The organism is Rhizobium sp. CB3060 (genome assembly GCF_025200735.1).
GTDB lineage: Bacteria > Pseudomonadota > Alphaproteobacteria > Rhizobiales > Rhizobiaceae > Rhizobium.
The window spans coordinates 72,196-94,490 of record NZ_CP104161.1; the positions used below are offsets into that span (position 1 = coordinate 72,196).

Annotated in this window: 19 protein-coding genes; 8 read left to right on the forward strand and 11 right to left on the reverse strand. The window is 56.7% G+C overall.

The window, feature by feature from the left end; genetic code table 11:
* Positions 1-164: 164 nt before the first annotated feature.
* The 8 genes from N2601_RS32525 to N2601_RS32560 all read right to left on the reverse strand — a co-directional run bounded on the left by N2601_RS32525 (position 165) and on the right by N2601_RS32560 (position 5,959).
* On the reverse strand, positions 165-887 hold the full coding sequence (locus tag N2601_RS32525; protein ID WP_260306056.1) for a CbtA family protein: 723 nt from the start codon (positions 885-887) through the stop codon (positions 165-167).
* Between the two features lie 11 nt (positions 888-898).
* Positions 899-1,084 (reverse strand): CbtB domain-containing protein, encoded by a 186-nt coding sequence (locus tag N2601_RS32530; RefSeq protein WP_260306057.1) that lies wholly within the window; start codon positions 1,082-1,084, stop codon positions 899-901.
* A gap of 35 nt (positions 1,085-1,119) precedes the next feature.
* A complete protein-coding gene (locus N2601_RS32535) occupies positions 1,120-1,446 on the reverse strand; it encodes a nitrile hydratase accessory protein (RefSeq protein WP_260306058.1) in 327 nt (108 codons plus the stop codon).
* 10 nt (positions 1,447-1,456) lie between these two features.
* The gene (gene nthA / locus N2601_RS32540; RefSeq protein ID WP_260306059.1) at positions 1,457-2,074 is read right to left on the reverse strand and encodes a nitrile hydratase subunit alpha; all 618 of its coding nucleotides are present in this window, start codon (positions 2,072-2,074) and stop codon (positions 1,457-1,459) included.
* An 18-nt stretch (positions 2,075-2,092) separates the two neighbouring features.
* Positions 2,093-2,836, reverse strand: coding sequence for a nitrile hydratase subunit beta (gene nthB, locus N2601_RS32545; protein WP_260306060.1), 744 nt, complete (start codon positions 2,834-2,836; stop codon positions 2,093-2,095).
* 24 nt (positions 2,837-2,860) lie between these two features.
* Entirely contained in the window at positions 2,861-3,361 is a 501-nt protein-coding gene (locus N2601_RS32550; protein WP_260306061.1) for a DUF1097 domain-containing protein, read from the reverse strand.
* A 37-nt stretch (positions 3,362-3,398) separates the two neighbouring features.
* On the reverse strand, positions 3,399-4,373 hold the full coding sequence (locus N2601_RS32555; RefSeq protein ID WP_260306062.1) for a CobW family GTP-binding protein: 975 nt from the start codon (positions 4,371-4,373) through the stop codon (positions 3,399-3,401).
* Between the two features lie 572 nt (positions 4,374-4,945).
* Positions 4,946-5,959 carry a helix-turn-helix transcriptional regulator gene (locus tag N2601_RS32560; protein WP_260306063.1) on the reverse strand — a complete coding sequence of 338 codons (1,014 nt, stop codon included), beginning with the start codon at positions 5,957-5,959 and terminating at the stop codon, positions 4,946-4,948.
* 677 nt (positions 5,960-6,636) lie between these two features.
* Between N2601_RS32560 and N2601_RS32565 the strand changes: the two genes are divergently transcribed.
* A complete protein-coding gene (locus N2601_RS32565) occupies positions 6,637-8,451 on the forward strand; it encodes a methyl-accepting chemotaxis protein (RefSeq protein WP_260306064.1) in 1,815 nt (604 codons plus the stop codon).
* Positions 8,452-8,655: 204 nt separating this feature from the next.
* Here N2601_RS32565 and acs read toward each other — a convergent pair whose 3' ends face one another.
* The 3 genes from acs to N2601_RS32580 form a co-directional block, all read right to left on the reverse strand.
* Complete coding sequence (gene acs, locus N2601_RS32570) at positions 8,656-10,629, reverse strand: acetate--CoA ligase (RefSeq protein ID WP_260306065.1); 1,974 nt, start codon at positions 10,627-10,629, stop codon at positions 8,656-8,658.
* Between the two features lie 210 nt (positions 10,630-10,839).
* Positions 10,840-12,462 (reverse strand): MFS transporter, encoded by a 1,623-nt coding sequence (locus N2601_RS32575; protein WP_260306066.1) that lies wholly within the window; start codon positions 12,460-12,462, stop codon positions 10,840-10,842.
* Positions 12,463-12,475: 13 nt separating this feature from the next.
* Complete coding sequence (locus N2601_RS32580) at positions 12,476-13,306, reverse strand: alpha/beta fold hydrolase (protein WP_260306067.1); 831 nt, start codon at positions 13,304-13,306, stop codon at positions 12,476-12,478.
* A gap of 255 nt (positions 13,307-13,561) precedes the next feature.
* Between N2601_RS32580 and N2601_RS32585 the strand changes: the two genes are divergently transcribed.
* The 7 genes from N2601_RS32585 (at position 13,562) to N2601_RS32615 (ending at position 22,279) form a co-directional block, all read left to right on the forward strand.
* A complete protein-coding gene (locus N2601_RS32585) occupies positions 13,562-14,911 on the forward strand; it encodes a sigma-54 interaction domain-containing protein (protein ID WP_260306069.1) in 1,350 nt (449 codons plus the stop codon).
* 885 nt (positions 14,912-15,796) lie between these two features.
* Positions 15,797-16,951 (forward strand): PAS domain S-box protein, encoded by a 1,155-nt coding sequence (locus N2601_RS32590; protein ID WP_260306070.1) that lies wholly within the window; start codon positions 15,797-15,799, stop codon positions 16,949-16,951.
* Complete coding sequence (locus N2601_RS32595; RefSeq protein WP_260306072.1) at positions 16,951-18,384, forward strand: sigma 54-interacting transcriptional regulator; 1,434 nt, start codon at positions 16,951-16,953, stop codon at positions 18,382-18,384. The genes N2601_RS32590 and N2601_RS32595 overlap by 1 nt, the downstream gene beginning before the upstream one ends.
* A 2-nt stretch (positions 18,385-18,386) precedes the next feature.
* A complete protein-coding gene (locus N2601_RS32600) occupies positions 18,387-19,445 on the forward strand; it encodes an ABC transporter substrate-binding protein (protein ID WP_260306073.1) in 1,059 nt (352 codons plus the stop codon).
* A gap of 71 nt (positions 19,446-19,516) precedes the next feature.
* Positions 19,517-20,614 carry an ABC transporter ATP-binding protein gene (locus tag N2601_RS32605; RefSeq protein WP_260306074.1) on the forward strand — a complete coding sequence of 366 codons (1,098 nt, stop codon included), beginning with the start codon at positions 19,517-19,519 and terminating at the stop codon, positions 20,612-20,614.
* The gene (locus tag N2601_RS32610) at positions 20,611-21,480 is read left to right on the forward strand and encodes an ABC transporter permease (RefSeq protein ID WP_260306075.1); all 870 of its coding nucleotides are present in this window, start codon (positions 20,611-20,613) and stop codon (positions 21,478-21,480) included. The genes N2601_RS32605 and N2601_RS32610 overlap by 4 nt, the downstream gene beginning before the upstream one ends.
* Positions 21,481-21,490: 10 nt before the next feature.
* Positions 21,491-22,279 carry an ABC transporter permease gene (locus tag N2601_RS32615; RefSeq protein WP_260306076.1) on the forward strand — a complete coding sequence of 263 codons (789 nt, stop codon included), beginning with the start codon at positions 21,491-21,493 and terminating at the stop codon, positions 22,277-22,279.
* Positions 22,280-22,295: the final 16 nt, after the last annotated feature.

The window sequence follows — 22,295 nt, forward strand, 5'->3', positions numbered from 1 at the left end:
GTGCACGAAAGCTGCCGTATTTGCGAGAAAGAAACTCTGGCAATCTTCAGGCATCGGATTTCTGCCAATCAGACATCGGAACGCTAATCTATGAATGAAACATAGTGATCCATTTGGTGCATCAAAGCAAAGCGCATCAACATCATCGCGCCAAACCGCAATCGTCACCGCGATTCCATCCGGCGGAAGAAGGTTGCCCCAAGGGAACCAATCATTATCCAGAGGAGCAGACTTGTGAGCGCCGCCATGGCGACAAACTGTCTTTCTAAAGCTGCCGGAGCGAGCCCGTGCGAGCCTTCCGGGGCTTGGGGTGCCCCCACGAGATGGGGAGCGGCGACTACAAGCATGGCCAAGGCCACCGTCCATGGCTTTCGCTGGAATATGACCAGAGCGATGGCGACTGCAGTTGAAACCACCGTCGCGATCCACCAAAGTTGGCGTTCCGCTAACGGAGCCGATGGCGTGCCCGGCAACTCGGGCGGCAGTCCGAGCATAGGGGCCAACATCACGCAAGCGAATGCGGCAATACCCCAGCCAAGGCCCTCTCGCCATGTCGGGGTCCTCCCGCACAGAGCGATCAAGCCTACAAGCACCAGCGAATAGCCTATCGAGGTCAGAATGTTGGCGGCGAGTGTGAAAGCAGTCCGCTCGAAGCCGTCCGACGGCTGCCAGCCACCCTCTTCATGCTCATGTTCAGATGCTGCATGCCCGGAGATCGGACTGTCGGCTACTGCGGCTTCGTGGTGATGTCCCTCCCCTGCTCTTTCATAGACTTCTGCCTGAGCGATCAAACGGCTCGTTCCGAACGCTTGAACAGCGGTGATGGCTGGGCCGGCAATCAGTCCTACAAGAACCGATGTAAAAGCGATCGAGCGGAAAAGGGACATTCGGGCCTCCCTCAGTGGCAGGGAAACGCGTTGGCGTGACGGGTGTCATGCGCGGCGTTGTGAACGACCTCGAGATGCGAAAAGCCAACAAACCCGACGATCAGAAAACCGAGGCAGGCAGCCATTGCAGATTGAAGAAGGCGGCTGGTTGAGCCAGACAGAGAGGCCGTATTTACGGATGCAGAGGAAGTCGACATAGGAGTACCCATCCTTGTAAGTTCAAGTTGATTGATCAAGCCGCGAAAGCGGCCATGATCTCTTCAGAATCGACGATACCTGCTTTAACGACCGCCGTTTCGAGAGCAGAGAGGAACTGGTCGTAGTAATTCCATGATGACCTATCTGCCGGATGACTTGCTTCCCAGGCCCCGATTGAGGCGATCAATTCGTCACGAAAATCGTCCCACTCGAAGTAACCGTTCTTGGCAAGCGCAAGCGCCATGCCGAACGACTTCTTTTCCCATTCCGAGCCGAAGCAAAGCGTTCCGTTCGCCCTCGGAGGACTGTCGGATTTCCCCATCATCTCGGTAACTGCGAAATGTTCGAACTGCGTCAGCATGGCTTTTTCCTCATGTCGCTCTGGATACTGCTACGCCCATCATCGCCTCGGGGGTCACGAGCGTCTCCAGTTCGGTCTCGGACATTTCCTCGGTGCCTTCCGGCCGCTCCGGGATAACGAACCAACGAATTTGTGCGCTGGAGTCCCAAACCTTGATCTCGACGTCATTTGCGATCTGGAGGCCGAACTCGTTGAGAACCGCGCGTGGCTCCCTTGCGGCCCGACTGCGGAAGGTGGGGTCCTTGTACCAATAGGGCGGGAGGCCAAGGACCGGCCACGGGTAGCACGAGCAAAGCGTACAGATGATAAGATTGTGAACACCGGAACCGTTCGCCACCGCTCGCATGTGCTCACCTTCAGCGCCGGCCATGCCGGCTGGCAGGTCCAACTCGGCAATTGCCTGTGGCGTGTTCGTAACGAGCCTTTCCTTGAAGGCCGGATCCACCCAAGCGCGCGCAACGATCTTGGCGCCATTGAAAGGGCCCATCTTCGTTGCGAAAAACTCGAGGACGGTATCGACGGTTTTGTCGGTAATGATGCCCTTTTTGATCAGGAGTGCTTCTAAGGCGCGCACCCGCGCGGCGCTGTAGGCCTCTCGATCTTCTCTGTATTTGAAACGGTCAATCATACGATTTCTCCAGGGTGCTCAGGCCGCCTTTGCCGGGGCAACGGCCTCGGCAGCTTCCACATAGTGGGCGTAGAGGTCGGCATAGATTGTGAAATTCGTTTCAGTATTGCCGGGCCAAAGCTCGGAAGGTTCGAAACGGACGCAGTAGACTGGCATTGCAGCGCCGATACCGTCGGCATTGGTGTCACAGAGATAGGTAAAGGCGCCGTCATAGACAGTCTCGACCACGCCAGATTTGTGACGAAGGAACCCGGGGAGACGGGTATGTTCAACACTAGGAACATCCTTGACGGTGACCCGATCGCCTTCGGCGAAAGAATAGGTCACATCGACATCGCGTTTGGGGCTATCGCCTTCCACTAGATAGCGAACAATCCGCGCATCAATCTCTTCAGCGCCTGCAACCGGTAGGGCGGTGTCCGGATTCTGGTAGTAGACTTCGGTGAGGGCGTCGAGCTCCTCGTCGGTTACGTAGCCGTTCGCGATGAAGTAGCCGGAGATGCCTCCAAGCCATTTTTCGTAGTAGCGGTACTTGAAATAGTCGAAGGGATTGAGGGCTTCCGCCCCCTTGCGTAAGTCAGCCCACGTCCAGATCGTTGCAAAGGTTGAGGGTGTCGCCGGCAGCGCTAGCTGCGTCGAGAGCGCCATCATAGCCGTGTGGATACCGAAAATTCTTGTTTCCCACGGTTCGACGAAAACCCGTGTTTCGGTACTGACTGGGCCGAGTCCTTCCAGACCGCCAAGATAATGTTGCAATTTCACTTCTTTGTTCCTTTCTCGGACGGGTTATGCGGCAGCGGATTTGCGGGAGGCCAGCAGGTTTGTTCCCATTTCAGAGATGCGCCCGAAAATTGCGCCAAGAAGCATCGCTGCCATGGCGACAAGAGTGGGCTGGCTGAATCCGGAAGTGGTGATGGTCGTACCGGTCGCGGCGGTAGTGCCAACGAGCGATGCGAATCCGAATACTATCGCGGGAGGAAACCCCAGGATTGGAACCGCCGACACGAGGACCATGGCAGACGTACCCGCCCCGACCAGAATTGCCGCGAATAGTGGATGAGACGGACCGAACTGAATGATCAGCAGCGTGATCGATGCGATGACGATCCCCGTCCAGTTCGATACGATACATTTGATTAGACCGTTCTGCCCACCACCACAGACAAAAAACGATGCCCAGGCTATGAAAGTAACCCAGACGGGCACGGGACAGACCGTAGCGGTGATGTAAGTGTCAATGGCGCCGAGGGCACCAAGGCTGATCATTGCGGCGACAAGTGGAGGCATCGTACTGTTCCCTTCATTATGGTTGGCCGACCCCATTTCAGGAGGCGATGGCGTTTCGGGTCTCCAGGCAGGCGGCAAAGCCGTCACGCAACATGGATTCATCCAGATTGCGACCGATGAAGACCATTTCGCTCAAGGGCAGTTCGGAAGCTGCCCAAGGCCGTCCGGGACGCCCCTCCAACGTCATATGAACGCCGTGAAAGACGTAGCGGCGAGCCTCGTCCACGAAGTGAATAATGCCTTTCAGCCTGAACAGATCTCGTCCCCTCTCCTGAACGAGACCATTGATCCACATATTGAATGCGGCCGGGTTCAGAGGTGCGGTTTCGCGGATCGCGACGCAGCTCACGCGCGGATCGTGCTCATGTTCATGGTCTTCCAGAATCTGGGGATCGATCGCCAGGATATTCTTGAGATCGAAGGCGCCGCGGTCCAGAACCTTCGCGACGGGCACAGCACAGGAAGACGTCCTGATAATCTCCGCTAACGGATTAATCTGGCGGAGCCGACGCTCTGTTTCGGCGAGACTCTCTCCCGGCTCCTGATCAATCTTGTTCAACAGAATGACGTCTGCGAAAGTGATCTGCTCAACAGCTTCTTCTTGAGACAATTGCCAGCCGACATGTCGGGCATCGACGACAGTGACGATTGCATCCAATTGAAGTCGCTGAGACATCTCATCATCAAGAATGAACGACTGGATGACCGGCGCGGGATCTGCCAGACCGGAAGTCTCGATCACAAACCGGTCGATCGGCCGATTAGAGTTCAGAATATTCTTGATCGCGACGATCAGATCTTCGCGAACAGTACAGCAAATGCAACCATTGTTGAGCTCCACAATCTCGTCGCGCGTCTCGACGATCAACTTACCGTCGATCCCAACTTCGCCGTATTCGTTTACGATGACCGCGATGCGTTCGTCGGATCGCTCTGACAATATCCTATTCAAAAGAGTGGTTTTCCCAGCGCCCAGAAAACCCGTCAGGATTGTTGCTTTCAATTTCGTCATGCCCTGCCCTCGCGTACAACTCGGCTATCGCAGGGCACGTAGACCCAGCGGCTAGCAACCTTATTGTTTTCCAGATCTGCCGGTATCGGCTCGGTGAAGGTATTAAGAGGCAAAGGCTCCAGAGAAACAATTAGCCCATCGCATCATCTCCGGCCAATTATATTTCAAAATACGCCAATATATGCCTAAAAATCATGCACGATTAAAAAATAATCTGATGCATAATTTCTAGTCATGCCTTAGCTTGTTGTTTGTTCAACCAATCAGACGAATGGCTCGTTGCATTTCTGGGTAAGATTACCCCTATATACCCGCTTCGAAGTTGCGCCATACTTGACCTAAACCGAGCATCTGCGCCGTGTTGCCGATCTTGGCGGCGATCAAGCAAATCGCTGCCCGCAAGGGAATGCCCACCTTCGCGTTTCAAAACCACCCGCGCGGCTCGGACACGGGGGTTCAGGTCCAATGCATTGGATAAAAAATATTGCTCTTAAAAGGATTTGAACGGGCCGGTGGTGACGCAACCCGATTTGTCCGCTCCATAGTGAGGGCAGCTAAGGAGACCGAGACAATCATTGATGAGTCGATTCGCTGCCAGTGTCTCGACCGGCTACCGCCGGGATGCTCTTTTGAGCCAGAACAGTCGCGGATGGAGTTTCCCCATAAGCTTTTCTATAGGCTGCAGCAAAGCGTCCCATGTGAGCGAATCCCGCATTCCGCGCGACGTCGGAAATCGAAGAGGATGACGTGTTGTTCAATAGCGCGTCTCGTGCAACTTCAAGCCGGATCGTTTGAAGATAAGAGATAGGCGTGGTGCGTCTAAACCGCTTAAAGGCTACCTGTAAGGCCCTTACGCTCGTGCCAACCTCGCGCGCTATGACTGCCACGGCAATGTGGCTTGCGAGATTTGCGCGCATGAATGCGATGGCCCTTTTTACGTGCCAAGGCATCGCGGGCGAGGTGGGCCGCGACTTCCGTCGAAAATGGCTGGCAGTAATGGAATGAAAAAGTGCAATTATCACTGCCTGGAAGAGACTTTTAATAGCCTCCCCTCGAGGCCCATGTCCTTCCGGGGCATCGAGACAATTCCAGATGAACTCAGCGAGCGCCGCCAAGTGTGATCCGCTTGCCGTGGCAAGATCGATCATGCCGTCAAATTTGAAGCCGTCTAGCGCAGATTCCCCGACAGATGCACTTAATTGCCGCTCCAACGTACCCGCCTCGAATGCCAACATGATGCAGTTGGCTTGCTCATGGGCCAAGCGCTCTTTGACGAGGTCGAGATTACTTGAAAAGAAAGCTTTGTTCCGCCTTGTCGAAACGCGTTCCTCGTCGGCTGCTGCTTCAGCATCGTTAAATGCGGGCAAGCACAGGATGAAGATCTCCGATGCCCTGCCAAAAAAAACCTTTGTGTCTAAAATGCAACCTCCACCAGCGACGCCGGTGCGGCCAATGAGAAATTTGTTCCCCTCGATTGAGATCTCGTGTTTACAGCCCCGCGGTTTGATGACGGCTTGATTGAGGCCCGATCGCCCACACAATTCAGGCTGCCCACATCCAGCGGCAGCAATGTCGACTAGCTGCAAGATCTCTTCCTAACGATAAGCAGATATTCGGGCTGGCAGGTGACGTTCTGGCCGCAGCCCCGGCGATATCGTGTCCGTTGCGGATCTCAAGGCAATGATCGGGCCAGTTTGAGGCTGATTTACTACACCGTTGAAAAATATAGACAATACAGCCGACAATGTATCCATTACATAGTCAATTCGACTGACCTTTTGTCGCCTTTCAGAGACGCACAGTCTCATTGTTGGGACGGTGTCAAATTGCAGGAGTGGCATTGTCACACATAGCTGATCCTGGATGCTGCAATTTGGTACACGCTTATGAGGAAAATTGCAGGCAGGTACATTGCTGGCTTTTATTTAATGAATTAAGCGGCCAGTTCTCAACAGTGCACCCGGCTTCGAAATGGAAGCGACACGCTGGAATAGCTTCCCAGCTCACGTTTGAGTGCAAATCCGGCAGCATTTGCAGCGCCTATTGGCGTAACTTCTATCCACATTGCGAGCGTTGTCCACATAGCGTCGTTAAACGATCCGACAATGCTGGCCTCTATCTCTTGTTAATATTTTCCAACTCAACTCTTCGAAGATTGACGGGATGGACTGTGCCGAACTGGATAATTTCCGTGTCAACGGTGTTGATGAAGTCATCCAGGGGGCTGCAAACTTTCTCGAACATTTTCATACCGGAGGGAAGCATGCGTAATATTTCGCTGCGCAGCAAGTTGGTTCTTTTTATATGTGGCCTGACATGCGCGTTGTCTATAACTGCGGCCAGTTTGGTAAAATCTGCTATGGATAACGTGTCTGTAGAGCGGATCAATGCATTAAAGAGCCAGGTGGATATTGCGTACTCCATCATGGATCACTTCTATCAATTAGAAAGCTCGGGAGCGTTGAGTCATGATGCAGCGCTTTCGTCGGCCATCAACGCCATTGAAGCAATCCGCTACGAACCCACCGGCTACATTTTCGGGTATGACTACGATGGTGTGCGCGTACTAATGCCGGATAAAAAAGACGTCGGGACGAACTTCTTGAACACCAGAGACAAGAACGGCACACCGGTCGTTAAAACATTAATCGAGGTAGCCCGTCATGGCGGCGGCTCTTTGCAATATTTTTGGCCGAAGCCGGGATTTCCTGCTGACGAGCAATTTGTGAAGACAGCCTATGCCAGGGACTTTGCGCCATGGAAGATCATATTGGGGACCGGGAGCTACATGGATGATATTCAAAGCAAGATCCAACAAAATTATGAGAAAGCCGGGGTCATTGGCTTATCAGTGCTCGCGGTCAGCGCAATAATCGCTATTTTTCTCCTTAGAAGCATCACTGTACCTTTTTCCGAGATCCGGAAGGCGCTTGGCGCAATAGCTGCGCAAGATATTTCCTACGAAATTCCCTACACCGATCGACCCAGCGAGATTGGCATGATGGCCACGTCGATCAAAACTCTTCAGGACAGAGTTAGAAGGCGGCTGGAGCTGGAGCGGCGCGACACGGAGAACAAACACGTTATCGAAGCCGAACGTGAACAGAGAATGCGTCTCGAAGCGGAAGAGCGAGCCATTCAAGCGCATGTCGTTTCCACAATCAGCAATGCTTTGGAAGCACTGTCCTTGGGCGATCTTACGGTGCGTTGCGCAGACATTGGTGAAAGATATGGTGCGTTACGTTTGAACTTTAATACCGCGATGGAGCAACTTGAATCGGCAATGGCTGTTGTGAATGAGAAAGGCGGGGTTATCTCGACGAGTAAGGACGAAATCTATCGCGCGTCAATCGATCTTGCGCGCCGAAGTGAACTTCAAGCAGCCAACCTCGAAGAGGCATCAGCAGCAATTGATGAACTGGCTGTTGCCGTTCGCGAAACAGCCCGAGGAGCCCATAGTGCAGCATCGAAGGTGAACGCCATCAGTGTGGAGGCCACTCAAAGTGAAGCCATCGTTGTAAAAGCGATCAGCGCGATGGCTGGAATTGAAGACTCCGCGAGAGCAATTTCCAATATCATCAGTGTCATCGATGAAATTGCATTTCAGACTAATCTGCTTGCACTGAACGCAGGCGTCGAAGCTGCTCGAGCAGGCGACAGTGGGAAAGGTTTCGCCGTCGTCGCTCAAGAAGTACGCGAACTGGCACAACGTTCTGCCTCAGCAGCGAAAGAGATAAAAGACCAAATTTCAAAATCGTCGCTTCAGGTTTCTGAGGGAGTAAGTCTCGTTGGTGACGCGGGACAAGCGCTTCAAAGGATATCGAGGCAGATTGAAGAAGCAGATCAATTCGTGGCGAATATTGCTCGGAGCGCCAAAGAACAAGATACCACAATCTCTAGTGTGGCAAGCTCCATCAATCAGCTTGACGTTGCGACACAAAAAAATGCTACGATGGCACAAGCGACCACCGAAATCGCTGCTACTCTTGCAACCGACACTGAAGGTTTCCTCAATCTCATTGCCAAGTTCCGGACGGACACCAGCAACCGATCTGCTGCGTTGAACAAAGCTGCATAGAGCTCCGACTAGGCGACCCCTTGAAGCGTCTCCGACAGCTTCGAGCTGTCGGAGACGTTTGAACGACGACAGAAGGAATTATGCATGCGACCTGCGCACGTAGGGTTTGATTGTACCAACGGCGAAGCTGTCCTGTGCGATATTGTCTTGATCTCGGTGGGATAGATACGGGCCAGCCGGAGCAAACCCTTATCCATTTTAAGTTCAGATCGTAAGCAAGCCCACGGCAGTCGCCTTGTTTTGCCGGTTGGCGATCAGATCGTCGACAACGGCCGGGTCGGCGAGCGTCGATGTGTCGCCAAGTGCGCCGAAATCGTCTTCGGCGATCTTGCGCAGGATGCGGCGCATGATCTTGCCCGAGCGGGTCTTCGGCAGGCCGGGCGCGAACTGGATCTTGTCGGGTGCGGCGATCGGGCCGATCTCGGCCCGCACATGTTTCACCAGTTCCTGGCGAAGCGTGTCCGAACCCTCGTGGCCGGCCATCAGCGTCACGTAGCAATAGATGCCCTGGCCCTTGATCGCATGCGGATAACCGACGACCGCGGCCTCCGAAACCAGATTGTGCGAGACGAGTGCGGATTCCATCTCCGCCGTTCCGAGCCGGTGGCCGGAGACGTTGAGCACGTCGTCGACGCGGCCGGTGATCCAGTAATAGCCGTCCGCATCGCGCCGGCAGCCGTCGCCGGTGAAATATTTCCCCTTATAGGTGGAGAAATAGGTCTGGATGAAGCGCTCGTGGTCGCCGTAGACCGTGCGCATCTGGCCGGGCCAGCTGTCGGTGATGCAGAGATTGCCGTCGGCCGCCCCTTCCAGCACCTTGCCTTCATTGTCGACCAGCTGCGGCTTGATGCCGAAGAACGGCGTGGTCGCCGAGCCGGGTTTCAGGTCGGTGGCGCCGGGCAGCGGCGTGATCATGTGGCCGCCGGTTTCCGTCTGCCACCAAGTGTCGATTACAGGGCAGCGCTTGTCACCGACGACATTGTAATACCATTCCCAGGCTTCCGGGTTGATCGGTTCGCCCACAGTGCCGAGCAGGCGCAGCGACGAGCGCGAGGAGCGGGTGACGAAGTCGTCGCCGGCGCCCATCAGCGAGCGGATCGCCGTCGGCGCCGTATAGAAGATGTTGACCTTGTGCTTGTCGATGACTTCCCAGAAACGCCCTTGATCGGGGAAATTCGGCACGCCCTCGAACATCAGCGTCGTCGCGCAATTGGCGAGCGGCCCATAGACGATATAGGAATGGCCGGTGACCCAGCCGACATCGGCAGTGCACCAGTAGATATCGCCGTCGTGATAGTCGAAGACATATTCATGCGTCATCGCCGCATAGACGAGATAACCGCCCGTCGTGTGCAGCACGCCCTTCGGCTTGCCGGTCGAGCCTGAGGTGTAGAGAATGAAGAGCGGATCTTCCGCCTTCATCTTCACCGGCGGGCATTCCGCCTTCACCGTGGCGATCTCCTGGTGATGCCAGAGATCGCGGCCCGGCGCCCAGCCGGTCTTGCCGCCGGTGCGGCGCACGACCAGAACCTTCTCCACGATCACGTGCTGGCGTGCGGCGATGTGAATCGCCGTATCGGTGTTGTCCTTCAGCGGCACCGGCTTGCCGCCGCGCACGCCTTCGTCGCAGGTGATGACGAAGGTGGATTCACAGTCGACGATGCGCCCAGCCAGGGCCTCCGGCGAGAAGCCGCCGAAGACGATCGAATGCACCGCGCCGATGCGGGCGCAGGCAAGCATCGCGTAAGCCGCTTCCGGGATCATCGGCATGTAGATGGTGACGCGATCGCCCTTCTTGACGCCGTGTTTCTTCAGAACGTTGGCCATCCGGCAGACGTGCTCGTAGAGCTCGTTATAGGTGACCTTCTTGTCGATATAGGGATTGTCGCCTTCCCAGATGATCGCCACCTGGTCGCCATTGGTCTTCAGATGACGGTCGATGCAATTGTAGGAGACGTTGGTCTGGCCATCCTCGAACCATTTGATCGAGACCTTGCCGGTAAAGGAGGTATTCTTGACCTTGGTATAGGGCTTGAACCAGTCGATCCGCTTGCCGTGTTTGCCCCAGAACTTGTCCGGGTTCTCAATGCTCTCCTCGTACCATTTCAGGTACTTATCCTTATCGATCAGGGCGCGCGCCTTTACCGGCTTCGTGACCGGATAGATCTTCTCCGACATGGAACTCCTCCTCCCAATTTGATTTTTTTGTTGGCAACTGCTCTCATGTCCGCCGCAGCTCTCTCGTCGCTGGGCACGATTGCACTGGCCAAACAATTTGCTTTACGGGCATTTTGATAAGAAGCCCGGAGGGCTCCGGGCTACTCAAGAGTGATCAAAGGCGGTTAAACCGGGTTGACGCCTTTGCAGTCAGGCGCGACCTTGCAGCAATCACGTTCTCAGGTCGCGCCCGCGCGTCTCAGGCAGAAGGAAGGCACCGACCACGGCCGTCAGTCCGGCAAACGCCACTGTATACCAAAGACCGCCGAAAATGTTGCCGGTCGCGATCACCACCGCCGTGGCGACGAAAGGCGCGAAGCCACCGATCCAGCCATTGCCAAGCTGCAGGGCGACCGACACGCCGCTATAGCGGATGCGGACGGGAAAGAGCTCGACCAGAAGCGCTCCAAGAGGCCCATAAACCATCGTGGCCAGGAACACCAGCGTGAACAGGATCGCGACCACCATTGGTCCGTTCGGTTGAACCGGTGCTTTAGCATCGGGCATTCCGCTTGCGGTCAGAGTGGAAAGCAATTCGGCTTCGTTGAATGGCTTCATTTCGCTATCGTTCACTTGAACCCGAAGGGGCTCCGCGTCGATCTTAACCGTGTAAGGAACCGCACGAGCCGTCAGAAGCGCCTTGACCTTCTGGCATCCACTGGTCGCTTGCGGGCTGAACAACTGCCCGATGAACGATTGATCATGGTTGCAGTCGTTGCCAACAAGCAGAACTGACGTCTTTGCACGGAACTCCGCCAGTGCCGGATTACCGTAGGTTCCGAGCGCCTGGAACAGCGGCATGATCAGCAAAGCAGACAGCGCGCAACCAGTCACAACGATCCATTTGCGCCCTATCCTGTCGGAAAGCCACCCGAAGAATAGGAAAAATGGTGTGCCGAGGGTCAACGCGACCAGAAGATAAAGGTTGGCCTGATCAGCTGTCATCTTCAGCGTGGTTGTCATGAAATAAAGGCTGTAGAAGTGGCCTGTGTACCAGACGACCGCCTGACCCGCGACGACGCCGAAGATCGCGACGAGCACGAGGCGCAGGTTCCTCCCATCACCCAAGGTCTCGGCTATCGGGTTTTTCGATCCTTTGCCTTGAGCCTTCATCTCCTGGAAGACTGGCGATTCGTGCAGTTTCAGCCGAATGTAGAGCGAGAGGATCAAAAGGAGCATCGAACCGATGAAGGGCAGGCGCCAGCCCCAGCTTGCGAAAGCCTCGGGCGACATCGAAGACCGGCAGAGGACGATGACGATCAGCGAAAGAAACAATCCGAGCGTCGCCGTGATCTGGATCCAGCTCGTCATAAATCCGCGCCGATTGACGTCTGAATGCTCCGCGACATATGTCACGGCGCCACCAAACTCACCGCCAACCGCCAAGCCTTGAAGCAATCGCAATGAGACCAGCAAAGCCGGTGCAGCCCATCCGATCGACTCGTAGGTGGGCAACAGGCCGATCGCGGCCGTTGCAAGTCCCATGACCAACATGGTCACAAGGAAGGTCTTTTTTCGGCCGACAAGGTCGCCGAGCCGGCCAAACACCACGGCGCCGAACGGCCGAAGGACGAAGCCGGCACCAAAGGTGGCCAGGGCCGCAAGCAGGGCCGCAGTTTCATTGCCTTTAGGAAAGAACAGCGTACTGAAGAAGGCAGCAAGCGAGCCGTAGATGAAGAAATCGTACCACTCGAAAACGGTGCCTAGAGCTGCCGCAAAGACGGTGCGAACCGTATTGCGATCCCGATTGGCCGCTTGCGGAGCGGCCTTTGAAGTAAGGTCATGAACGGACATGTGAGCCTCCCACTCAGATGGCTGGCTGCGAGAGGCTTTTACCCCTCACCAGCGATGATTGATTGACGTGGTCCTCAAGAAAGGTCTCGAGAACGCGATTGAACGCCTGCGGCTGTTCGAGCATCGGGAAGTGACCGGCATCTGCGATGATCTCCAGGCGGCTTTCGGAAATTCCCTTCGCGAGAACGACGGACTCGGAAGGAGGCGTGATGATGTCCTCGTTTCCGACCACTACCAGAGTGGGCACGCTGATGTCGTGGAGATGGGCGCGGCTGTCCGAGGCGTTGAGGGAGGCAATGGCCTCCCGCGCGACGAAAGCCGGCGTCTGGGCAACCTCTCCCTTGGCAAAGGCAACCAATTCATGGCTTGCCCCCCTGCCGAAGGAGCGCTCGATGACATTCTGGCTTGCCTGGACGACGCCAAGTTCATCGATTGCCTTAAACACATTGTCGACGTTGACGTCTTCTCCAAGTCCGTGTGGCGTCGCGCCGACGAGCACAAGCGCCTGCACCCGTTGGGGATGGCTGAGAGTGAAGCTCTGTGCCACCGTTCCACCCATGGAGAGGCCTATGAGAACGGCATTTTCCAGCGCGAATTCCCGATAGACGCCGAGAACATCATCCGCAAAGGCCTCGATCGTGTAGCTGCGAGCGTCTGGCCTTGGCGAAACACCATGGCCCGGCAGATTGATGCGGATGACCCTATATTTGGCCGAGAAGGCCTCAACTTGTTCGCGCCAAAATTCCGCTGTCGTCGTGAACCCGTGCACGAAGATGAGCGGCGAACCCGCTCCCGATACGTGAACTATCGTATCGCCAATTGTGTAAGTTTCGGTATGTACCATATTGCTCCCCATTCTAGGTTTCTACGCCTTTGACTTCGCAAGGCTTGGGCCAATTCGAAAGCACGAACGATCTGATGGCGTAAATAATTAATATCGCTTTTGAATCCCTCTCTCCTTTGGGACCTGGTACGACCGTGACCAACTGGATCGTTTCTGACTGTCACGATGCCGCGACATATTTTGTCTCGCCTTTGAGACATATGGGCAGTATGCTGCTCTTCATAAAAATCCATTGAGACGCCTAGGCAGGTTTAGATGACACTTCCGGAGTGGTTCGCGGGCTCGCCAGAAGAAGCCGATTTCCTCCGACTGGTGCTGGATCATGTTTCGGACTGTCTCGTTGCCGTCGATACGGCAGGGACGATCGTTTTGATCAACGAGCCCTACTGCCGCCTACTCGGCGGCGAGGCGGACCACTTTCTGGGGCGACACATAACAGAAGTAGTTGGGCCGCAGACCAAGCTTCACCATGTCGCCCGCGGGATCGGTACTCATGTCGGCTACCCGCTCGACGTTCGCGGGCATAAACTAGTGACGAAGCAGGTTCCGGTCCTGCGGGATGGTAGGATCATCGGTGCCGTCGGCCTGGCGTTGTTTTCCGACTACGATGCCTTGAAGAAGACGTACAGCCGAATCTCGAAGGCAGAGCTTGCCATGCCGCAAAGGCCGAAAGCGTGGCAATCGCGCTTCGGCTTGGATGATATCTTTGGGATCGGCAAGCTTATGGAATCCTATCGGGATACCCTCAAGCTGGCGGCGGCTTACGACCTGCCTGTCATAATCCGTGGCGAGACAGGCGCCGGCAAGGAATTGGCCGCGCACGCCATCCATGCGATTTCGGAGAGGAGCACCGCCCCCTTTGTGTGGGTTAACTGCGCTTCCATCCCGAGCGAACTTATTGAAGCCGAGCTCTTCGGATATGAAGGCGGAGCCTTCACGGGTGCGCGCAGCCAGGGCAAGCCTGGAAAATTCGAGCTTGCGACCGGTGGCGTACTTTTGCTCGACGAAATCGGGGACATGCCGCTCGCGCTCCAGGGGAGTTTGCTCCGCGTCCTGCAGACCAACGAAATCGTGCGGGTGGGTGGCGTAAGTCCCGTGAGCGTCGATTTGCGCATTATCTGCGCCACCAACAAACCCCTTCCCGAGTTGGTTCAAACGGGTCGTTTCCGAGAGGACCTTTATCACCGTCTTAATGTGCTGCCGATAGACGTGCCGCCGCTGCGAGCAAGGCAAGATATCCTGTACCTTGCAGAACGGTTGCTGACAAGCATCGCGGACCGGCTGGGAAAGCCGGTCCCAGATCTGACGGCGCAAGACTGCAAACTGCTTGCCGCCTATGCATGGCCGGGTAATGTTCGTGAACTGGAAAACGCGCTGACGCGGATGATCGTCACCGGCAAGCTGTCGCTACCCATGGCCTACGTCTCGACCACCACGCCTCCTACCGATCCAATGAATCTGCTAAAAAGCAGGCTTCGATCGCAAACCGTTTCCGAAATTGAGTCCGCTCTTACAGAGACTCAGGGAAATAAACGGCGCGCGGCAGAACTGCTCGGCATCAGCCGTGCGCACCTTTATCGCCTGCTGAAGGAACGGGTCGACTAAATACGCAGCTCGATGTCACACCTGTGGAAGTGCGTCATTGCCCGCGATAAGAGGGTTGCCACCGTCGGGCTTTACAATGCTCATCCAAAATTCATTCCTGCGCTTGGTTGAGCTGCTGCTGCACTGCTCGATATGCATATCTTGGCAAGCTAGGTTTACGTGTTTGCGACGATGGCTCACCAAATCGTTTTCTATAGGTTTCCCAAAACCGCCCGAAATTGCGAAAGCCCCATTTCATTGCGACGTCTGTAACCGCCTTTCTGGATACCCTTGAAGAAGTTCGTAGCGGGCCTGCACCATTCTTATCTCCCGGAGACGGCGCCGTATTTCGGAGCGGGCGAAATCCTTGCTGTAGCGTGCGAATGTTCACGTTCGCTCCGAGGGCGACTTCGTTGATAAGCGTCCGGTGAACCTGCCTTTGAGTTTTCCGGCGAACGCCGGAAGTTACGTCACTATTCTAATTCCGTCATTAGAGATGTCGTCAGGGATCTGAATCTGGCGTCGAAGCTGCGCATTCAGCCGATCTCATCGATCCCATTGGACCCCCAGGCGTCTCAGGCCGAGGTTTGTACTATCGGTGAGCATGGCCGGCCGGATCGCTTTCGATGCGGGAGTCGCCGGAGGTGGACGCCCCAGCAGTGTACCTGTCGTAACGAAGGGCGCTAATTGATCACTTCAAGCCGATTTGAGCGCTATAGTCCAGAAAGCCGCAATACCGCAGCATTTTGCTGCAATATTGCGCACATTGCGCATATCAAGCGCCTTTTTACGCAACGACCGGGATTTTTTGGATTGCATCAGCCCAATTCAGCGGCTGGATTGCTGCGATATCGCAGCCAGCCGCTGTGGGAAGGAGACGATCCCTTTCAACAGCAGGACGACAAAATGACCAAACCAAAACTATCCGCCACTGAACTCGATACCCTCCTGATCGATTGGATCGATGGAGACGGTCACCTCGCGGCGATTAATGAGGTCGAAGCTCGCGAACTGGGCATCGAGGTCACGGGCAATGTGCCGTTGGAGCGCGTCTACAGTAGCACTTCCGCCCAACTGCTGAGAGCTATTGCTCGCGGCGAGCAGCCTGCTGACGCAAGCTTTCCCGTTTGGGTAAACTCCCCGCGTTACAATGAAATTCCGATGATCGCGAGTGTGTTGCCTGACGGGCCGCGGGGCCTTGCCGTCGTCAAGCAAGCCCTTTCTCCAAGCGTTCTCGGCATAGGTCCCGAACTGATCGAGCGCGTGGAAATCCTGTCCCAGATGATAGGCGCCGCCACCGAGGCATGCTGGTGCATCGAGTTCCTAGAGCCAGTGGACACGTCCCTTGCCGAAGAAGAAATCGTTGACCGGATCTTTTCCAATGAGAGCCGCTGGCGGGCCTGTAACGAGGCGATGGCCAGGCTTTATCGCGTGCCGGAAGGTCTCGATTTCAACATCCAGCCCGTGTCGCGTTATTTCCCCGATACCGACATCAACCGTCAGATGATCCGCGATCTGGTTCGCTCGAACTACAGGCTCGACCATGCCGCCGCCGTCGACCGTCGGCACGACGGCAGCGAGATGATGGTCGAAAACGATTTTCGCGCCGCGATCAAGGACGGGCTTCTCGTGCGGCTGTGGGGAACGACACGCGATATCGGCCCCTACAAGCAGCGCGAGCAACAGCTTTCGGACCGAGCCGATACGATGCTCGATATCCTGAGTGCCACACCAGATCCCATTCTGGTCATCTCGGAAAATGGCATCGTGCTGGCGGCCAATCCGGCAACGGAGGCTGCCTGGGGGCGCAGCGCCGAGCAGATTCTCGGTCGCCCTATTCAGGAATTCGTCGAGACGCGGAACGCAACCGACAAGCTCAGGCAAGCGGCCCTCGACGCTGACGAGAGCGAACTCGATCTCGGCATGATTTCGGCCGATGACAACCGCGACATCTGGCGCTTTCGCTCAGCCTTGATGGAAGGTGAAACCAGACGCTACGTCTTGACGGCCCGACGCAAGACGAAACGCCGAACGCGCCGACTCGCAGAGGAGGCCGTGTGATGAAATTCTATGCCAACGACGTCGCCAGCCTTTCCCACCGCCGCCTGCGTCCCGCCTTCATCGATGATTCCCAGTTCGGGAGCTTTCTTGAGGCGCTACCGGATGGCGCCGCCGTTATCGAAGCCGATGGCCGCATCAAGTTGGTCAACGGCAAGCTGGAACTTCTGCTCAATCTTGCCCGTGGCGACCTGGTCGGCTCCGAGCTTGCAAAACATGCCAGGACCGCTGGCCCGGTAATCCAGAAGCTTTCGACTGCGCTGCAGCAACTGAAGCGCATCGAGGTTTCAGGAACGCTCACGTCGCAACGCAGCGTCGTTGCCACCCTAAACATCCTGCGCACAGCCGACGGCGGCGCGTATGGCGCCCTGCTCACCATGCGTGAAGCGGGTCGCCAGTCGCGCAACGAAGTCTCGGAGAACTTCCGGTTCCAAGCCGAAACCGGCAGCGTGACGCGCGGGAGTTTCGTCAGGTCGCCGGATATCGATGCGATCGTCAGAAAGGCTGAAACCGCGCTCGACCGCGGCGCAAACGTGCTTCTGACCGGCGAAACAGGAACCGGCAAAAGCGAAATCGCCCGTCGGATCGGAACGGACAAGGAGGGTAGGCCCTTCGTGCATGTCCGTTGCGGCCTGCTTTCGGACGGACAGTTCGATGCCGAAATGTTCGGGATCGAGCCGGGCTCCACCCTGGACACATCGACACGCGGGAAACTCGGTTATGTCGAGGCAGCCGATGGCGGCATTCTCTTCCTCGACCAGGTGAGCGATCTTTCGATTGCTGCCCAGTCCAAGCTGGTCGCCTTTCTCGAAACCCAGACCTTCAGTCGGCTGGGATCGGCTCAGCGGCGTCAGGTACGCATCAGGATCATCGCCGCCACGAACGAGAACCTCGTCGATCTCGTCTCGGCTGGCATCTTCCGCAGCGATCTTTACTATCGCATCGCCGTCATGCCGTTCGAGTTGCCCCCCTTGAGGGAGCAGCCGAACCTGATCGACGCTCTCATCGACCACCACCTTCGCAGTCTGAATCTCGGGCGCAAACCGCAACTGCGACTGTCTGCCGAGTTTCTCGCTAGGCTGCGCGGCCACTCCTATCCCGGCAATGTTCGGGAGCTCGCCAATATTCTCGAACGGGTCGCAGCCATTGCCACCGATGTAGCACGCGCCGAGCATTTCATCGCCCCGGTGCCGCTTGTGGAGGCCCGGCTGCCGGCAGCAGGGCCGGTGACGCCGTCTACATCTCAATCTGCAGAGATCGCCACGGCGAGCTTCAAGGATCTGGTCCAGGAGTTCGAAGCCTGGGTCCTGGAAAAATCCATCACAGAAAATGGAAGCAAGAGAAGTGCCGCGAAGGCGCTCGGCATCGATATCGCCACCGTCATCAGGAAGACGAGACGGAAGGCGATGAACGTCAACACCACTAAAGGGGAATAAACATGGGAACACTCGGCAAATCCGCCATACTCTTACTGACCAGCGCAAGCCTCCTGTCGCAGGCCTTTGCCGCCTCGGCCGCCGAACTCAATATTCTTACCTGGGAAGGATATGCGGCCGAGAAATTCATCTCGAAATTCGAGGCCGGTTCAGGCTGCAAGGTAACGGCATCCTATGTTGGGTCCAATGACGATTTCGCTGCCAAGCTCGCAGCCGGCGGAGGCGTCTATGACATCATCACCCCCTCGCTCGACACCGTCCCGATGATGCGGCTCGCAGGCTTCGTCCAGCCGATCGACACGTCGAAGGTCGAAGGTCATGACAGCATCTACCCGGAATTTTCGAAATCCGGCGACGTCGTGGCGGACAACGCCACCTGGGCCGTGCCGCTGATCTGGGGTTCTGTGTCGCTGATCTATCGCCCCGACAAGTTCACGGGCACCCCGGATTCGATCGGCGTCCTCTTCGATCCTGCCAACAAGGGCAAGATCTCGATGTGGGACGACAAGTCGGCGATCTATTGGACCGCCCGCTACCTCGGCTACACCAATGTCTTCGATCTGACCGATGAACAGTTGGAAGCGGTCAAGGCCAAGCTCGTCGAACAGAAGCCGCTGGTGCGCAAATACTGGGCGTCGGCAGGCGAGTTGACCGAACTGATGGCAAATCAGGAGGTCTTCGTTTCCAACGCTTGGACCGGCCTCACCAGCAAGGACGTCAACAACCTGAAAAAGGGTTTCCAGGTGGCGGAATTCACGCCGAAGGAAAAGGCCGAGGGCTGGATGGATTCGATGATGCTGGTGAAGGACACGCCGAACGAAGACTGTGCTTACAAATTCATGTCCTTCATGCAGTCGGCCGACGGCCAGTGCGGGATTGCCGAATCCACCGGCTACTTCCCGGTCAACCCGAAAGCGGTCACCGGCTGCATGGACGACCAGATGAAGAAGGAGCGGCAGGTCGGCAATGTCGAGTTCGTGAAAAGCCTCGTCATGTGGCAGCAGCCGAAGCGCCTCGACAAATATCTGGAAGTCTGGAATGCCGTTAAGGCGGCTCCCTGATTCACCACAGGAGGCGCCATGCCTCGCGCGCTGGCGCCTCCAAAAACAAACGAAAAGCTCGTGGGGAACGCATGACCTCCAAACCGATCGTGGCGCTGGCCGACGTCACCAAGACCTATGGAATTTTTACGGCGCTGCACGCCACCGATCTCAATATTGCCGAGGGCGAGTTCGTCACCCTGCTCGGCCCTTCCGGTTGCGGCAAGACGACCACGCTGCGGCTGATTGGAGGCTTCGAGCAGGCAAGCACCGGTCGGGTCGCCATCGACGGGAAGGATGTCACCAACAGCCCGCCCTTTCACCGGCCGGTCAACACCGTGTTTCAGGATTATGCGCTCTTTCCGCATATGAGCGTTGCCGACAACATCGGCTATGGCCTCAGCGTCAAATCCAACAGCGTACCGAAATCCGAGCGCACCAGCCGAGTGAGCGATGTGCTTTCCATGGTCGGGCTGGAGGGCATGGCGCACCGCCGTCCTGGTCAGCTTTCCGGCGGCCAGCGCCAACGCGTCGCTATGGCCCGCGCTATCGTGAGAAGGCCACGGGTTCTGTTGCTCGATGAACCCCTCTCGGCGCTCGACGTCAAACTGCGCGAAGGCATGCAGGTGGAATTGAAACGCCTGCATCGCGAGCTCGGCATCACCTTCGTCATGGTAACCCATGACCAGACCGAAGCCCTGGCGCTTTCCGACCGCATCGTGGTGATGAATCAGGGCCGCATTGCCCAGATCGGCTCGCCCACCGATCTCTACGACAACCCGGCAAGCCCCTATGTCGCCGACTTCATTGGCGCGACGAACCTTATCGACGTCGAGATCAGCGGTCAGGATAGTGGTGCGGCCACCTTCCGCCTCGGCAACGGCTCAAACATCCGCAGCAACCGCGGTCGGTCCGTAAAGTCCGGAAAAGCAACCATCGGCATCCGCCCCGAGAGACTGCGGACCACGCCAACTGACGGTTTCAACGTGCTGGATTGCACCGTGCTGGAAAGTCTGTTCCACGGCGACCGGCTGCGGTTGGAGCTTGGTATCGACGGCATCGGCAAGCAACTGTTTGCCGAATTGCCGCGCTTAGCCGCCTCGTCCGCCCAAGACTTCGCCCCGGGCAGAAAAGCGACTTTTTACGTCGATCCGGCCGACGTGCTGGTGTTTGCGGGGGACGTGCCATGATGCTGACGCGCCGCACGTTTCCGGGCTTTGCCGCCCTCTTCTCGTTTCCACTGGCCTGGGCTCTGCTGCTTCTGATCGTGCCCTATGGCATCATGATTTCGGTTGGCTTCTGGACGCGGCAATTCCCGCTCTTCTACCCGGATTTCCAATTCGGAAACTACGCCCAGATCTTCTCCGATCCGCAATATACGACGGTCATCCTGCGCACGCTGAAGATCGCCTTCATCGTCACGGTTTGCGCGCTGATGCTCGGCTATCCGCTCGCGTATTTCCTCGTTTTCACGATCCGTTCGGCAGCGCTTCGCAATGGGCTCTACATGCTGGTGATCGTGCCGCTCTGGGTGTCCTACCTGCTGCGCGCATATACCTGGAAGATCATCCTCGGCACAGACGGCGCCCTCAATTCGCTTCTCGTCTCGACCGGCATCGTCGATGCCCCGCTTGATATCTTTCTCTACAACCAGACTGCGATGGTAATCACGCTGGTCTATATCTTCGTGCCCTTCATGGTGATGCCGCTGTTTACGGTGCTGGATAATATTCCAAAGCGCCTGATCGAAGCCTCCGAAGACCTCGGCGTCGGGCCGTTCATGACATTCTGGAAGGTCATTTTTCCGCTTTCCCTCGGCGGTGTGATTGCTGGCGCGACCATGACCTTCTGCCTTTCTTTCGGGGATTTCGTGGCACCCGTCCTCGTCGGCGGCCCGGACGGCACGATGGTCGCCAACCTTTTGCAAACGCAGTTCGGCGCGGCTCTCAACTGGCCGCTCGGCTCGGCGCTCGCCACCCTCGTCCTAATCTTGGTGCTGGTGCTTTTGCAGATTTCGACCCGGCTCGATCGGGCCGGCCATATCGATCTGACGTGAGGAAAAAACCATGCATTCTCTGAGATGGTGGCAAAAGGGCATGGTTGGTGTGAGCCTGGGTGTGCTCGCCTTCCTCTACCTGCCGATCGTCATGTTGGTGATGTTCTCCTTCAACGACAGCAAGGTGACATCCTTCCCCCTCGCCGGCTTTACGCTGCATTGGTATGAGGCCTTTCTTGCAAACGACCAGATCCTGCAGGCGCTTTGGAACAGCCTGATGGTCGCCGTCTTCGCAACGGCCCTCAGCATCGCCATCGGGGTTATGGCGGCCCTGGCGCTCGACCGCTATCAGTTTCCAGGAAAGCGGCTTTTCCAGAACGCCATCCTGCTGCCGCTCAGTCTGCCAGGTATCGTTACCGGTATCGCCATGCTGAACTTCTACAAGCAGATCGGCATTCCGCAGAGTTTGGCAGCTGTGATCATCGGCCATGCGACAGCCCTTCTCGGCGTTGTCGTCTCGCAGGTGATGGCGCGGCTTGCCAAGATCAATCGCCGTCAGTTTGAAGCCTCCGCCGATCTCGGCGCTACGCCGGTCGAAACCTTCCGCCGGGTCACGTTGCCCGCCATCCGCAGCGCCGTTATCGGTTCGGGCCTGCTCTGCTTCACGCTGTCCTTTGACGAAATTCCGGTCACCTACTTCCTGACGGGCCGCGAAGTGACATTGCCGATCTACATCTACTCCACCCTCAGGCGCGGCATCACGCCGGAGATCAATGCGATCGGCACAGTCATCGTTGCCGTCTCCTTCATCCTCATCATCCTGTCGATCACGCTGCTGCGTGAGCGCGATCAATCCTAGTTCATCCAAGGGAGAA